At 45.9% G+C, this 15,085-nt stretch carries 13 protein-coding genes; 12 read left to right on the top strand and 1 reads right to left on the bottom strand.

Annotated features, from left to right (window positions below; all coding sequences use genetic code 11):
- The first annotated feature begins 47 nt into the window (after positions 1 to 47).
- The 10 genes from ACED53_RS14120 to ACED53_RS14075 all read left to right on the top strand — a co-directional run bounded on the left by ACED53_RS14120 (position 48) and on the right by ACED53_RS14075 (position 10,985).
- Complete coding sequence (locus tag ACED53_RS14120; protein WP_017101055.1) at positions 48 to 1,877, top strand: DUF294 nucleotidyltransferase-like domain-containing protein; 1,830 nt, start codon at positions 48 to 50, stop codon at positions 1,875 to 1,877.
- Between the two features lie 11 nt (positions 1,878 to 1,888).
- Positions 1,889 to 2,521 (top strand): 3'-5' exonuclease, encoded by a 633-nt coding sequence (locus ACED53_RS14115; protein WP_009844694.1) that lies wholly within the window; start codon positions 1,889 to 1,891, stop codon positions 2,519 to 2,521.
- A gap of 218 nt (positions 2,522 to 2,739) precedes the next feature.
- The gene (gene acs / locus ACED53_RS14110) at positions 2,740 to 4,689 is read left to right on the top strand and encodes an acetate--CoA ligase (RefSeq protein ID WP_009844693.1); all 1,950 of its coding nucleotides are present in this window, start codon (positions 2,740 to 2,742) and stop codon (positions 4,687 to 4,689) included.
- Between the two features lie 323 nt (positions 4,690 to 5,012).
- Positions 5,013 to 5,462, top strand: coding sequence for a type II 3-dehydroquinate dehydratase (gene aroQ / locus ACED53_RS14105; protein ID WP_009844692.1), 450 nt, complete (start codon positions 5,013 to 5,015; stop codon positions 5,460 to 5,462).
- Between the two features lie 74 nt (positions 5,463 to 5,536).
- Positions 5,537 to 5,989, top strand: coding sequence for an acetyl-CoA carboxylase biotin carboxyl carrier protein (gene accB / locus ACED53_RS14100; RefSeq protein WP_004729736.1), 453 nt, complete (start codon positions 5,537 to 5,539; stop codon positions 5,987 to 5,989).
- A 15-nt stretch (positions 5,990 to 6,004) separates the two neighbouring features.
- Complete coding sequence (gene accC / locus ACED53_RS14095) at positions 6,005 to 7,348, top strand: acetyl-CoA carboxylase biotin carboxylase subunit (protein WP_009844691.1); 1,344 nt, start codon at positions 6,005 to 6,007, stop codon at positions 7,346 to 7,348.
- Between the two features lie 188 nt (positions 7,349 to 7,536).
- Positions 7,537 to 8,424, top strand: coding sequence for a 50S ribosomal protein L11 methyltransferase (prmA, locus tag ACED53_RS14090; RefSeq protein ID WP_017083825.1), 888 nt, complete (start codon positions 7,537 to 7,539; stop codon positions 8,422 to 8,424).
- 141 nt (positions 8,425 to 8,565) lie between these two features.
- A complete protein-coding gene (gene dusB / locus ACED53_RS14085; RefSeq protein ID WP_009844689.1) occupies positions 8,566 to 9,534 on the top strand; it encodes a tRNA dihydrouridine synthase DusB in 969 nt (322 codons plus the stop codon).
- 23 nt (positions 9,535 to 9,557) lie between these two features.
- Positions 9,558 to 9,854 (top strand): DNA-binding transcriptional regulator Fis, encoded by a 297-nt coding sequence (gene fis / locus ACED53_RS14080; protein ID WP_004729744.1) that lies wholly within the window; start codon positions 9,558 to 9,560, stop codon positions 9,852 to 9,854.
- 171 nt (positions 9,855 to 10,025) lie between these two features.
- Positions 10,026 to 10,985 (top strand): GGDEF domain-containing protein, encoded by a 960-nt coding sequence (locus ACED53_RS14075; RefSeq protein ID WP_017101056.1) that lies wholly within the window; start codon positions 10,026 to 10,028, stop codon positions 10,983 to 10,985.
- A 77-nt stretch (positions 10,986 to 11,062) separates the two neighbouring features.
- Here ACED53_RS14075 and zntR read toward each other — a convergent pair whose 3' ends face one another.
- The gene (zntR, locus tag ACED53_RS14070; protein WP_029225500.1) at positions 11,063 to 11,473 is read right to left on the bottom strand and encodes a Zn(2+)-responsive transcriptional regulator; all 411 of its coding nucleotides are present in this window, start codon (positions 11,471 to 11,473) and stop codon (positions 11,063 to 11,065) included.
- Positions 11,474 to 11,798: 325 nt separating this feature from the next.
- On the opposite strand from zntR, the gene purH reads away from it, so the two are divergent.
- Together purH and purD are read left to right on the top strand one after the other, a co-directional pair.
- A complete protein-coding gene (gene purH / locus ACED53_RS14065; protein WP_012604990.1) occupies positions 11,799 to 13,391 on the top strand; it encodes a bifunctional phosphoribosylaminoimidazolecarboxamide formyltransferase/IMP cyclohydrolase in 1,593 nt (530 codons plus the stop codon).
- 282 nt (positions 13,392 to 13,673) lie between these two features.
- Positions 13,674 to 14,963 (top strand): phosphoribosylamine--glycine ligase, encoded by a 1,290-nt coding sequence (gene purD / locus ACED53_RS14060; protein WP_017062702.1) that lies wholly within the window; start codon positions 13,674 to 13,676, stop codon positions 14,961 to 14,963.
- The last annotated feature ends 122 nt before the right edge of the window (positions 14,964 to 15,085 follow it).

Here is a 15,085-nt window from a genome sequence, read left to right as displayed (position 1 = left end):
CTTCGCTGGTATTTTGTCAGACTGATTAAAGACTCCCACTTCTTGTGATGCTTATGCCTGAAAAATTTAATATGCAGCACCCACCCTTCGATAGCCTGTCCGATACGGAACAATTGAAGCTTCGCTCTTCATTAGACGTGGTGTATTACCGCTCTCAAGAAGTGATACTGGAAGCAGATAGGCCGAGCAGACACCTGCACATCCTGATCAAAGGAGCCGTTGAAGAGCGCGCGAGCAGTGATGGTGAGATTTACGCACATTACGCCAATGACGATATTTTTGATGTGCGCAGCCAGTTTGAACCTCACACCAAACATCAATATATCGCACTCGAAGACACCTTAAGCTACCTACTGCCTACCGATGTTTTTCTCGATCTTTATCACGCCAATGGTCAATTTGCCGCCTACTTTGATAGTAACCTGTCGACACGGAAAACTCTGATTGAGGCCGCTCAGCAGCAACAAAACCTTGCCGAGTTTATATTGACCAAAGTGGATGGCTCTATCTATCACCCACCACTGATTCTTGAGCCAGGGCAACCCATCAACCAAGTGACTCAAATCCTAAAAGAACAAGGCTTAGACTCGGCGCTGGTGCATTTAGACGACAAAGGCATAAAAGATTTTGGTTCAGGCTCCTTACCGTATGGGATCGTCACACGAACCAATTTATTGCACGCTGTAATGCTCGATAACTTCCCACAGGATACGCCCGTTGGCGAGATTGCAACATTTCCGGTGATGCACGTAAACCAAGGGGATTTCTTATTTAATGCCATGATTACCATGACCAGAAACCGGGTAAAAAGGTTGATGGTTTGTGACGGTCTAAATGCTGTCGGCATGGTGGATATGACACAAATCCTCAGTGCATTCTCCACTCACTCTCACGTGCTCACTTTGCGTATTGCGCGATCCACCAGCATTGAAGAGCTCGCATTAGCCTCCAACAAACAACGTCAACTGGTCGAAAGCCTACTCAATAACGGCATTCGCACGCGCTTCATCATGGAGCTAATTTCAGCCGTTAATGAACAGATCATAGAGAAAGCGTTTGAGTTGGTTATCCCACCCGCACTGCATAATCATTGCTGCCTCATCGTGTTGGGTTCCGAAGGCCGTGGAGAACAAATCCTCAAAACCGATCAAGACAACGCGCTAATAATTCAAGATGGCTTGGAGTGGCACCAATGCCAGAGCGCCATGAACGACCTCACTCATACATTGCAGCAATTGGGCTATCCACTCTGTCCGGGCAACGTGATGGTCAACAACCCCAAATGGGTGCATTCAGAACAAGAGTGGAAACAAACCCTCACCCGTTGGGTAAAAAAAGCCACGCCAGATACCGTGATGGATATCGCGATCATGGCGGATGCACACGCCGTTGCGGGTAATAGAGAGTTATTAAAACCCGTAAAGCAGCACCTAAGTGATTTGATGCTCGGACAAGAATTGATTCTGACTGAATTCTGCCGACCGGCTCTGAACTTCTCAGTACCCCTCACCCTGTTTGGCAATGTTAAACAATCCAAGTCAGGGCTCGATATCAAACAAGGCGGTATTTTCCCTATCGTGCATGGTGTGAGGGCACTCTGTCTTGAGCATGGTGTCACGGTAAACAACACCTTCGAACGCATTGAACAGTTGGTCTGTAAGAAAGTGCTTGAGCAAAGTACCGCCGATAACCTTAGTGAAGCACTCAAACAGTTCTTTAAGTGGCGCTTAGCCCAAAGACTTTCTCAGCAGCACAGTAGCAACAAGATTAACGTCAAATTGATGGAGCGAGCAGACAGAGACCTGCTTCGCCATAGCTTGCATGTGGTCAAAAAATTCAAGCAATGGCTTGGCTACCACTATCAGATACGGGATTAGGCGATTGAACGATGAATAGATTGGTTCGTTATTACTGGCATCATAAACTCAAAGGCTCTACTTATCAGCCTCTGTTTACTGCGCCTGCTAATCACGAATACGTATCTCTCGATTGTGAAACCACCAGCCTCGACCCCAATCAGGCAGAATTAGTCACCATTGCCGCAACCAAGATCATCGGCAACCGAATCATTACCAGCCAACCTTTTGAAGTCCGATTGCGCGCCCCTCAATCGCTCGATTGCAATTCAATAAAAATCCACCGTATTCGCCATCAAGATCTAAAGCACGGCATCGAAGAAAAACAGGCTTTAATCGAGCTACTGAACTTCATTGGAAATCGTCCTTTAGTCGGCTATCACATCCGCTATGATAAAAAAATCCTCGATCGCGCCTGTTTAAAACAGCTTGGATTTCCACTGCCTAACCGATTAGTCGAAGTAAGCCAACTTTATCAAGACAAGCTCGAAAGGCAGCTGCCTAACGCCTATTTTGATCTCAGTATGGACGCTATCTGTCGCCAGCTCGATTTACCTATCCCCGTCAATAAACATGATGCATTACAAGACGCTATCTCCGCCGCCCTGATCTTTGTTCGCCTGAAACATGGTGACCTACCCCGTTTCAACTCTTCTTATTCTTAATTCAACCACTGGCGCTTCACATAGAGAGCAACATCTCAAAAATGAACTTAACTCGCTATTTTGTAAGTGAAAAGCAACGTCTCATCCTAAAGTCTAATTGTGGAAATCGCCGTCCTAGTCGAGAGTGATAACACAACGACGGTTCTGTAATAGACCTAGAAACTGAACACAAAGGAAGTTGCCAGTTCATTAGGAATGTAGGCACAAGGAGAGATGCAATGAGTGAAGCCCACGTTTATCCGGTAAAAGAAAATATTAAATCAACCACACACGCGGATAATGACACTTACCTAGCCATGTACCAGCAATCTGTTTCTGACCCTGAAGGCTTTTGGGGTGAACACGGAAAAATCGTTGATTGGATTAAACCTTTCACACAGGTAAAAAATACCTCTTTCGACCCTGGCCACATTGATATTCGCTGGTTTGAAGATGGCACGCTTAACGTTTCGGCTAACTGTATCGACCGCCACCTTGCTGAGCGCGGTGATGAAGTCGCTATCATCTGGGAAGGCGATGATCCGGCTGATGACAAAACGCTAACTTTTAATGAACTACACAAAGAAGTGTGCCTGTTTTCAAATGCTCTAAAAGAGCAAGGCGTGCGCAAAGGTGATGTAGTTTGTTTATACATGCCAATGGTTCCAGAAGCTGCGGTTGCGATGCTGGCGTGTACCCGTATAGGTGCGGTTCACACAGTAGTATTTGGCGGTTTCTCCCCAGAAGCACTGTCTGGTCGTATTATCGACTCAAATTCTAAAGTCGTTATCACTGCCGATGAAGGCGTGCGTGGCGGCCGTGCGGTTCCACTGAAGAAAAATGTCGATGAAGCACTGACGAATCCTGAAGTGAAGAACATCGAAAAGGTTGTAGTATTCAAACGTACTGGCGGCGATGTTGCATGGCACGAACACCGCGATGTGTGGTGGCACGATGCTATTGCTAATGTATCTGCAGATTGTCCTCCAGAAGAGATGAACGCAGAAGACCCACTATTCATCCTTTATACGTCAGGCTCAACAGGCAAACCTAAGGGTGTTATGCACACCACCGGTGGTTACCTTGTTTATGCAGCAATGACCTTCAAATACGTATTCGATTACCAAGAAGGCGAAACTTTCTGGTGTACAGCCGATGTGGGTTGGATTACCGGTCACACATACCTTGTTTACGGACCGCTTGCCAATGGTGCAAAAACCATTCTGTTTGAAGGCGTGCCGAACTACCCGAACACAAGCCGCATGAGTGAAGTGGTCGATAAGCACCAAGTTAATATTCTTTATACTGCGCCAACAGCTATTCGTGCATTGATGGCGAAAGGCAATGAAGCCGTTGAAGGCACGTCTCGTGACAGCCTAAGAATCATGGGCTCAGTGGGTGAACCTATCAACCCAGAGGCGTGGGAGTGGTACTACAAAACAATCGGTAATGAGCAGTCTCCAATTGTTGATACATGGTGGCAAACAGAAACGGGCGGAATCTTGATTGCACCGCTACCAGGCGCAACAGACCTAAAACCGGGCTCAGCGACGCGTCCATTCTTCGGTGTGCAACCGGCGCTGGTTGATAACATGGGTAACATCATTGAGGGTGCAACAGACGGCAACCTAGTGATTCTTGACTCTTGGCCAGGCCAGATGCGTACCGTTCACGGCGATCATGACCGTTTCGAACAAACTTACTTCTCGACCTTTAAAGGCATGTACTTCACCAGTGATGGTGCTCGTCGTGATGAAGACGGTTACTACTGGATTACTGGCCGTGTTGATGACGTTCTGAACGTATCAGGTCACCGTATGGGTACCGCTGAGATTGAATCGGCTCTAGTCGCATTTGATAAGATCGCAGAGGCTGCGATTGTCGGTATCCCTCATGATATTAAAGGCCAAGCGATTTACGCTTACATCACGTTGAATGATGGTGAGTTCCCAACCGCAGAGCTTCATAAAGAAGTCAAAGACTGGGTACGTAAAGAGATTGGCCCAATCGCAACGCCAGATGTACTGCACTGGACCGACTCATTACCAAAAACTCGTTCAGGTAAAATCATGCGTCGTATCCTGCGTAAGATTGCCACTGGCGATACTGGCAACCTAGGCGATACGTCGACACTGGCAGACCCAAGCGTGGTCGATAAGCTGATTGCAGAGAAAGCCGAACTGGCATAAGCAACCCGTTACATTACGTAATTACTGTTTAAAACAGCGCCTTTCTAAACCGTCACCTATGTGGCGGTTTTTTTATGGCTGATCTTGATCTCAAATATCCTCGACAAAATTAAGGCTAAGGCGCTTTTTTGTTAAGTTGGTAACAATCTCACACTCTCTCAATAGGAGATTAGACCAGTAAATTGCTGCGATTTGCGCTGAATTAGCTATAATCTGGTTCTAATTTTTAAATTTGGGTTTTTCTTACTGGAAATTATCCCCAAATTTTCAATAAAATGGCAACATTCACGTTCGTAAACACGATAAAGGAAGATAGCCCCACAATGTCTACAAAGTTTCGCATTCTAGTTTTAAATGGACCAAACCTTAATCTGTTAGGCCTTAGAGAACCTGCACACTACGGTTCTCAAACACTTGACCAGATTATTAGCTCATTGACCGAGCAAGCGAAAACACACGATGTTGAGCTATCTCACTTACAGTCAAATCGTGAGTATGAGCTGATTGAAGCTATCCATAGTGCTTATCAAAATGTTGATTTCATTATTATCAACCCAGCGGCCTTTACACATACCAGTGTGGCGTTGCGTGATGCACTACTTGGTGTTGCTATCCCATTTATTGAGGTTCACCTATCGAATGTTCACGCACGTGAACCATTCCGTCACCACTCTTACCTGTCTGATAAAGCAGAAGGTGTGATTTGTGGCTTAGGTGCCCAAGGTTATCAATTTGCTTTGACAGCTGCGCTCAACAAGCTCAACGCAAAGTAAATAAAAACAACGAACTATTACTAACCTACTCAGTCAAAGAGTAAGTTCAATCAACAGATAAAGAGAAAGAAACAATGGATATTCGCAAAATCAAGAAGCTAATCGAATTGGTTGAAGAGTCTGGTATTTCTGAGCTAGAGATCTCTGAAGGTGAAGAGTCAGTACGAATCAGTCGTAACAGCCCTGTATCTGCAGCGCCTATTCAATATGCAGCAGCTCCAGCTCCTGTAGCCGCAGCAGCACCTGCGGCGGCACCTGTAGCTGCAGAAGCGGCAGCTCCTGCGGTTCCTGCTGGTCACCAAGTTCTTTCTCCAATGGTTGGTACTTTCTACGGCGCTCCAAGCCCAGATGCAAAACCGTTCGTTAAAGTGGGTCAATCTGTAACTGCTGGCGAAACACTATGTATCGTTGAAGCAATGAAAATGATGAACCAAATCGAAGCTGATAAATCTGGTGTTGTAACGGCTATCCTAGTTGAAGACGGTCAACCAGTAGAATTCGACCAAGCTCTAGTAATTATCGAATAATAGAGAGCACTCATTATGTTAGATAAATTAGTAATCGCGAACCGTGGTGAAATTGCACTGCGTATTCTGCGAGCATGTAAAGAACTTGGCATCAAAACGGTAGCAGTTCACTCAACCGCTGACCGCGATCTTAAGCACGTACTGCTTGCTGACGAAACCATTTGTATCGGTCCAGCTCGTGGTATCGATAGCTACCTGAACATCCCTCGTATCATCAGCGCTGCTGAAGTAACGGGTGCAGTTGCTATTCACCCAGGCTACGGCTTCCTATCTGAAAATGCAGATTTTGCAGAACAGGTAGAGCGCAGTGGTTTTATCTTCGTTGGCCCTAAAGCTGAAACCATTCGCATGATGGGTGACAAAGTGTCAGCTATCACGTCAATGAAAAAAGCGGGTGTACCTTGTGTACCAGGTTCTGACGGCCCTCTTGACGACGACGAAGCGAAAAACAAAGCGCACGCTAAGCGCATTGGTTTCCCTGTAATCATCAAGGCTTCTGGCGGCGGCGGCGGTCGTGGTATGCGTGTTGTTCGTACTGAAAAAGAACTAACAGAAGCTATCGCAATGACTCGTGCTGAAGCAAAAGCATGTTTCAATAACGACATGGTTTACATGGAAAAATTCCTAGAAAACCCACGTCATATTGAAGTACAAGTGCTTGCCGATGGTCAAGGTAATGCTATCCACCTAGGTGAGCGTGACTGTTCAATGCAGCGTCGTCACCAGAAAGTTGTGGAAGAAGCACCAGCTCCAGGTATCACTGAAGAAATGCGTAAATACATCGGCGACCGTTGTACTCGTGCATGTCTTGAGATTGGTTACCGCGGCGCAGGTACATTTGAATTCCTATACGAGAACGGTGAGTTCTACTTCATTGAAATGAACACTCGCATCCAGGTTGAGCACACGATTACTGAAATGGTAACGGGTATCGATCTAGTGAAAGAGCAACTTCGCATTGCTGCTGGTCAGCCTCTATCATTCACACAGGATGATATTAAGCTGCGCGGCCACTCAATCGAATGTCGTATCAATGCAGAAGATCCCGTACGTTTCCTACCGTCTCCGGGTAAGATCACGCGCTTCCATGCTCCAGGTGGTATGGGCGTACGTTGGGAGTCTCACATCTACACGGGTTACACAGTGCCACCACACTACGATTCAATGATTGGCAAGCTGATCACTTACGGTGAAAACCGTGATGTTGCTATCGCTCGTATGAAGAACGCATTGGGTGAAATGATTGTTGAAGGTATTAACGTTAATACTGAGCTTCAACTGTCTATTATGAACGACGAAAACTTCCAACACGGTGGGGCAAACATCCACTACCTTGAGAAGAAGCTTGGTCTACAATAGACGCTAGCCTTCCGTAATTCGTTCTCTGTAGAACAGTAATAAATGCTCACTTCGGTGAGCATTTTTGTTTGTAAATACTCGCAATAATCAATTCATCATCCCCATTATATTCCGTGGGGTTTTGGTGAATTTGCTCATATTTTCTGCTAGACTCGCCATCCAATTTTTCTCATATAGAAGATGCAGCCATGCCTTGGATTCAAATCAAGCTTAATGCTACCAATGAAAATGCCGAACAAATCGGCGACATGTTAATGGAAGAGACTGGTGCTCTTTCTGTAACTTTCCTGGATGCACAAGATACCCCTGTATTTGAGCCTCTGCCGGGCGAAACTCGCCTTTGGGGTGATACTGACATTCTCGCGCTTTACGACGCTGAGACTGACACTGGTGTCGTTCTAGCGCAGATTAAAGCAAGCAACATGTTCCCTGCAGACTTTGCTCACAAAGTAGAGCAAATTGAAGACAAGGATTGGGAACGTGAATGGATGGACAACTTCCACCCAATGAAGTTTGGTGAGCGTTTATGGATCTGTCCTAGCTGGCGCGATATCCCTGAACCTGACGCTGTAAACGTAATGCTGGATCCCGGTCTTGCATTTGGTACAGGTACTCACCCGACAACGGCATTGTGTCTTGAGTGGCTTGAAGGCTTAGACCTTACAGGCAAAACCGTGATCGATTTCGGTTGTGGTTCAGGCATCCTAGCGATCGCTGCGATCAAACTTGGCGCGGCAAAAGTTATCGGGATCGACATTGATCCTCAAGCCCTGCTTGCATCAAAAGACAACGCACAACGCAATGGCGTGGCAGAGCAACTAGAAGTGTTCTTACCACAAGATCAACCGGAAGGTTTACTTGCTGACGTTGTTGTTGCCAACATCCTTGCAGGTCCACTACGCGACCTTTCTGGCATCATTAAAGGCCTAGTTAAGCCAAATGGTGTACTTGCAATGTCGGGTGTTTTAGATACACAAGCGGAAGATGTTGCGACTTATTATCGTGATGAGCTTCACATTGATCCGATCATTGAACAACAAGAATGGTGTCGAATCTCAGGTCAGAAGCAAGGCTAGGTAAGACTTTGAGCGCTAATTGATTGAAATTTAAACAAATTACAAAAACAAATTGTAAATGCTCAAATATTAGTCTTTTCACGCAGCGAAAAAATGCGTAAAATGCGCGCCCTTGCTGGTACAGAACTGTGATGACATTTTTTGAAAATCGGAAATTATCAACTTAAGAACAATCTAATCGTCGCTCCTATGGCTGGCGTAACGGATAGACCATTCCGTGAGTTGTGTCTTCGTTACGGTGCGGGGATGGCAGTCAGTGAAATGATGTCCTCCAATCCGAAAGTTTGGAAAACGTCAAAATCTCAGCAGCGTATGGTACATGAAGGCGAATCGGGCATTCGTTCAGTACAAATCGCTGGTGCAGATCCACAGCTTATGGCCGAGGCTGCTCAATTCAATGTTGCTAACGGTGCGCAAATCATCGATATCAATATGGGTTGCCCAGCAAAAAAAGTGAATAAGAAGCTTGCGGGCTCAGCCCTACTTCAGCATCCAGAACTCATTGAAGATATTCTGAAGGCGGTGGTAAATGCTGTCGACGTTCCAGTAACGTTGAAAACGCGCACAGGCTGGGATACAGACAATAGAAACTGTGTCCAAATCGCGAAAATAGCCGAAGACTGCGGCATACAAGCTCTTGCCCTTCACGGGAGAACTCGCGCTTGTATGTACAAAGGTGAGGCAGAATACAAACACATTAAAGCAGCGAAACAAGCAGTATCTATTCCGGTTATCGCTAACGGTGATATCGATAGTCCGGAAAAAGCGAAGTTTGTGCTGGAGTACACCGGCGCTGATGCTTTAATGATAGGTCGACCTGCCCAAGGACGTCCTTGGATTTTTAACGAAATCCTACACTATTTGGAAAACGGCACCACGATGGACCCACTCCCGATTTCGGAAGTGAAAGACATCATGCTTGGTCATGTGCTCGCTCTACATGAATTTTATGGAGAGTTTTTAGGCCCTCGCATCGCTCGTAAGCATGTGGGTTGGTATCTAAAAGAACATGAACAAGCGAGTGAGTTTCGCCGTACCTTCAACGCATTCGAAGCAGGTGATCTGCAGCTTGAAGCGCTAGAAGGTTTTTTTGATAACGTTGCACCATAATTACGAGAAGAGCTAGACCGAATATGTTCGAACAAAATCTGACTTCAGAAGCATTGACAGTAACTACAGTTACATCACAAGACCAAATCACGCAGAAGCCACTACGTGACTCAGTTAAAGCATCATTGAAAAATTACCTTGCTCAATTAAACGGTCAAGAAGTCAGCGAGTTATACGAATTAGTATTAGCTGAAGTTGAACAGCCACTACTAGACACTATCATGCAGTACACTCGCGGTAACCAAACTCGCGCAGCAACCATGATGGGTATTAACCGCGGTACTCTTCGCAAGAAACTTAAAAAATACGGCATGAACTAATCGTTCTTTCGTAATTTACTGAATTAGAAGCCGAGCTCTTTATTGAACTCGGCTTTTTTTTGTTTATATGGCAACAAGCGAACAATTATCAATCAATTAATTAGATGTAACGATTGATAACGTAATCACTACCGATATAATGACCCATTAATCTAATCGTCTGGAAGCTACATGCTTGATATGAAAAGGGAAGAATGGCTTAGCACACTGATCCGTGAACTGCCTGATCGTCATCTTCTGTTGGATACATCCGGACGTATTGTTGAAAACTTTGACAATCCAAATCACCACACAGTTTCAGAACTGTTGCCTCCCGCGGTTGAAAAGCAGCTGTTAGAGGCGGCGAAGCAAGCTTATTCCAGTCGCGAAATTCAATACATTCGATACTCTCTTGCGCCCTGTCAGCAACTTCAGCTTTCTATTGAACAACTTTTCGCTCAAGGGGAAGAATCTGCAGAATCAGACGATCGATATTTTGAATCGACATTAAAGCCATTGTATCTCTCGCCAGAAAAGCAATACGTGCTGTGGCAAGAGCGAGATATTACTAAAGCACAGCAACGTGAAGCTGAGCTGATAGAACTCGCTGAAATCGATGAGCTAACTGGGATTTTAAATAGACGTGCCTTTTTACTTGGGTTGGAAAGAGAGTTCAGTCAATCGCCTAAGCAAAGCTTAACGTGTTTGATGATAGACATAGACCACTTCAAAGAGATCAATGATCAAGTTGGCCACCTTTCTGGTGATGAGGTAATCGTTCAAGTTGCGAGTTTATGCCAACAGTCAATAGACTGCGATGATTATCTAGGTCGCTTGGGGGGCGAAGAATTCGGTGTCATTCTCACACACACCAGTGCCATTGAAGCTTATTACGTTGCAGAGACAATTCGTAAAACAATTAAATCAACGCCATGCACCGTAGACGGCCACATCATCTACCCAACAGTCAGCATCGGTGTTGCTGAATACACACCACATCTTAAAACCATAAAAGAACTATTGGCTCAAGCTGATAGAGCCATGTATTCTTCAAAGCAGACTGGCCGCAACCAAGTCACGCTTTACCATAATAACCTACCCACTTTAAAAATTGACGCTCAACTAAGAGCCAAAATACTGCAAGCTTCCTAGGGTTATTAACCGTAGTAAACCTATCTCCCTAACGGGGACCTTCTCAGCTATTTACCATCAGCAGCACAGCATGAGCTTTATTTATCTTCGCTCGCCAAAGCACCTAAGATAGAACAATGGCTCGCATCGTCATCTACATGACCGCAGCAAGCATCATTAATCTTCTTTAATGCCGTGCGTATTCTGCCAAGTTCACTGATTTTTTCATCAATAAGTGTCAGCTTTGCCGTTGTGATGGCTTTCACTTCCGAGCAACTGTGCTGTGTTGCTTCCAAGCGAATCTCGAGCAATTCCTTAATTTCATCTAAACTCAGCCCTAACGCTTTAGATTTAAGAATAAAGGTCACCTGTTTTTGATTGTTTTCATCATATAAGCGATATCCTGAGTCACTGCGACTGGCAGGAGCAATCAGGTTACTTTTTTCATAAAACCGCAAGGTATCGGCTGTCACACCGCATCTTTTCGCTAATTCACCGATCTGAAACATGTTTTTTCCTACTGTTCCGTCCATTCCACAATTAACCTTATCGTTACTTTTCAGGCTGAAATGGCACTTTTCATAATTAATTTTGAGATGCCAAACGATTGCGCGAGCTTTTTTGTAATAAATTAGTTAGAATCTGCGCCATCAAATTTGGAGTTGGTTATCTTATTGCTTAATCATAAGACAAACCCAAAAGGTCTTTACCAAAACTGGCCAATATTTTATCTCTTACTGGTATCTAAGATAATCCACGCTAAGAAGATAGAAACAAGTTCTTTTTTGGCAAATATCTTTATTTTAACCCCATGAATTTGAGGAAGATGGAAGCATGAATAACGCTCGTCCAATTCGCCGCGCTCTAATCAGCGTATCAGACAAAACTGGTATCGTTGAATTTGCACAAGCTCTTGCTAACCGTGGTGTAGATATCCTATCTACCGGTGGCACTGCTCGCCTGCTTGCTGAAAAAGGCATCTCTGTTACAGAAGTATCTGATTACACTGGTTTCCCAGAAATGATGGATGGCCGTGTTAAGACTCTGCACCCAAAAGTTCATGGTGGTGTTCTAGGCCGTCGTGGCCAAGATGATGACGTGATGGAAACTCACGGTATCAACCCTATCGATATGGTTGTTGTAAACCTATACCCATTCGCAGAAACCGTTGCTAAAGAAGGTTGTACCCTTGCTGACGCTGTTGAGAACATCGACATCGGCGGTCCTACAATGGTTCGCTCTGCAGCGAAAAACCACAAAGACGTAACTATCGTTGTTAACGCACACGACTACGAGCGCGTTGTTGCTGAAATGGACGCGAACGAGAAATCTCTAACGCTAGAGACTCGCTTCGACCTCGCTATCGCAGCATTCGAGCACACAGCTTCTTACGACGGCATGATCGCAAACTATTTCGGCACTATGGTTCCTTCTTATGGAGAGAACAAAGAAGGTGACGAAGAGAGCAAATTCCCTCGCACGTTCAACCAACAGTTCGAGAAAAAGCAAGACATGCGCTACGGTGAGAACAGCCACCAAGCAGCGGCATTCTACGTTGAAGCAAACCCTGAAGAAGCGTCTGTTTCTACTGCTCGCCAAATCCAAGGTAAAGCGCTTTCTTACAACAACATTGCTGACACAGATGCAGCACTTGAGTGTGTGAAAGAGTTCGACGAGCCTGCATGTGTGATCGTTAAGCACGCTAACCCATGTGGTGTTGCACTAGGTGAAGACATCCTAGAAGCTTACGACCGTGCATTCAAAACAGACCCAACGTCTGCATTTGGCGGCATCATCGCTTTCAACCGTGAGCTAGACGCTGCAACAGCAACGGCTATCACTGAGCGTCAATTCGTTGAAGTTATCATTGCACCATCTGTTTCTGCGGAAGCAGTAGCAATCGTAGCGGCTAAGAAAAACCTTCGCCTGCTTGAGTGCGGTGAGTGGACAACTAAGACAACTGGTTTTGACGTGAAACGCGTTAACGGCGGTTTGCTAGTTCAAGACCGCGACCAAGGTATGGTTTCTGAAGATGACCTGAAAGTGGTTTCTAAGCGTCAGCCAACAGCTGAAGAATTGAAAGATGCTCTATTCTGCTGGAAAGTAGCGAAGTACGTTAAATCTAACGCTATCGTTTACTCGAAAGGCGACATGACTATTGGTGTAGGCGCAGGCCAAATGAGCCGCGTTTACTCTGCGAAAATCGCAGGTATCAAAGCGGCAGACGAAGGTCTACAGGTTGAAGGTTGTGTGATGGCATCAGATGCATTCTTCCCATTCCGTGACGGTATCGACGCGGCAGCAGAAGCTGGCATCAAGTGTGTTATCCAACCGGGCGGCTCTATGCGTGATGACGAAGTTATCGCTGCAGCAGACGAACACGGCATGGCGATGATCTTTACGGGCATGCGTCACTTCCGCCACTAATTTCCTCTTCGTATTTGGCACTGTGGCGTCGTTAGCTGCTTTCGCCCACCCCGGTCACATAGCGAGCTATGCTTCCGGGGATGGGCTCAATTGCTGCCTAGCCACATCACCAACTACTTTGAGCAAAACTTATAATTTTGTTTTTTAAATATTCCGATATTTGAAATACGTAGAGCAAGTCAGTGACTTTAGTTCAAGGAAAACACGCGGAGCTTATGACCATAAGTGAGCATGTTTGACACAGAAATAAAGGCTCTGAAGCAACTATAAGGATTTTAAAACATGAATGTATTGATTATCGGTGCCGGCGGTCGTGAGCATGCACTTGGTTGGAAAGCGGCACAAAACCCAAACGTTGAAACAGTATTCATTGCTCCAGGCAACGCAGGTACTGCACTTGAGCCGAAACTAGAGAACGTAAACATCGGCGTTGAAGACATCGCTGGTTTAGTCGCGTTTGCTCAAGATAAAAAAATCGAACTGACTATCGTGGGCCCTGAAGCACCATTGGTTATCGGTGTGGTTGATGCATTCCGCGAAGTGGGCCTACCAATCTTTGGCCCAACTCAAGCGGCAGCACAGCTTGAAGGCTCTAAAGCATTCACCAAAGACTTCCTAGCTCGTCATGATATCCCAACAGGTTACTACTCAAACTTCACTGAGATTGAGCCAGCTATCGCTTACGTTCGCGAGCAAGGCGCTCCTATCGTAGTGAAAGCTGACGGTCTTGCGGCAGGTAAAGGCGTTATCGTTGCGATGACACTTGAAGAAGCAGAAGACGCAATCAAAGACATGCTAGCGGGCAACGCCTTTGGCGAAGCAGGCAGCCGCGTGGTTATCGAAGAGTTCCTTGAAGGCGAAGAAGCAAGCTTCATTGTAATGGTTGACGGTTCTAGCGTGCTTCCTATGGCCACCAGCCAAGATCACAAACGTGTTGGCGACAAAGACACTGGCCCTAATACTGGCGGCATGGGTGCTTACTCTCCAGCTCCAGTGGTAACTCCTGAAATCCATAACCGCATCCTTGAGGAAGTTATCTACCCAACGGTACGTGGTATGGACGCAGAAGGCGCTCCTTACACTGGTTTCCTTTACGCAGGACTAATGATCGATGCTGACGGCACACCTAAGGTTATCGAATACAACTGCCGCTTTGGCGACCCTGAAACGCAACCTATCATGATGCGTATGGAGTCAGACCTTGTTGAACTTTGCCTAATGGCTATCGATGAGAAGCTAGACGAAGCAGAATCTAAGTGGGATCCACGCGCTTCTATCGGTGTTGTTCTTGCTGCTGGCGGTTACCCTGCTGACTACGCAAAAGGGGACGTTATTTCACTGCCAACCAGCGAAGTTGAAGGCCAAAAGGTTTTCCACGCGGGTACGACAAATAACGAAGCTGGCGACGTTGTGACAAACGGTGGCCGTGTACTTTGTGCAACGGCACTGGGTAATACGGTTTCTGAGGCTCAAGAGCGCGCTTACGCGTTGACGAAGCAAGTTAGCTGGAATGGTATGTTCCACCGCAATGATATTGGTTACCGTGCGATTGCGCGCGAACAAGAACAGTAATCAGTCTACGACTCGCTTATGTTCGAATGACCGCAAGCAAGTAACAACAGAAAAGGCGCCTCGGTTGGCTAATGCCGTTCACTTAAGAGTGAACGGCATTTTTGTTCTTAGCATACCGTTGT

Source organism: Vibrio sp. 1F169, from assembly GCF_041439605.1.
GTDB lineage: Bacteria > Pseudomonadota > Gammaproteobacteria > Enterobacterales > Vibrionaceae > Vibrio > Vibrio tasmaniensis_A.
The sequence above is the reverse complement of the archived record's forward strand: the minus strand, read 5'-3'. Positions and strand labels throughout refer to the sequence as shown.

What these genes read in the sequence shown, in the direction of transcription:
- purH (WP_012604990.1), top strand. Translation starts at nt 11,799, where the DNA reads ATGAATAACGCTCGTCCAATTCGCCGCGCTCTAATCAGCGTATCAGAC.
- aroQ (WP_009844692.1), top strand. Translation starts at nt 5,013, where the DNA reads ATGTCTACAAAGTTTCGCATTCTAGTTTTAAATGGACCAAACCTTAAT.
- accB (WP_004729736.1), top strand. Translation starts at nt 5,537, where the DNA reads ATGGATATTCGCAAAATCAAGAAGCTAATCGAATTGGTTGAAGAGTCT.
- ACED53_RS14115 (WP_009844694.1), top strand. Translation starts at nt 1,889, where the DNA reads ATGAATAGATTGGTTCGTTATTACTGGCATCATAAACTCAAAGGCTCT.
- prmA (WP_017083825.1), top strand. Translation starts at nt 7,537, where the DNA reads ATGCCTTGGATTCAAATCAAGCTTAATGCTACCAATGAAAATGCCGAA.
- acs (WP_009844693.1), top strand. Translation starts at nt 2,740, where the DNA reads ATGAGTGAAGCCCACGTTTATCCGGTAAAAGAAAATATTAAATCAACC.
- ACED53_RS14120 (WP_017101055.1), top strand. Translation starts at nt 48, where the DNA reads ATGCTTATGCCTGAAAAATTTAATATGCAGCACCCACCCTTCGATAGC.
- zntR (WP_029225500.1), bottom strand. Translation starts at nt 11,473, where the DNA reads ATGTTTCAGATCGGTGAATTAGCGAAAAGATGCGGTGTGACAGCCGAT.
- ACED53_RS14075 (WP_017101056.1), top strand. Translation starts at nt 10,026, where the DNA reads ATGCTTGATATGAAAAGGGAAGAATGGCTTAGCACACTGATCCGTGAA.
- purD (WP_017062702.1), top strand. Translation starts at nt 13,674, where the DNA reads ATGAATGTATTGATTATCGGTGCCGGCGGTCGTGAGCATGCACTTGGT.
- accC (WP_009844691.1), top strand. Translation starts at nt 6,005, where the DNA reads ATGTTAGATAAATTAGTAATCGCGAACCGTGGTGAAATTGCACTGCGT.
- fis (WP_004729744.1), top strand. Translation starts at nt 9,558, where the DNA reads ATGTTCGAACAAAATCTGACTTCAGAAGCATTGACAGTAACTACAGTT.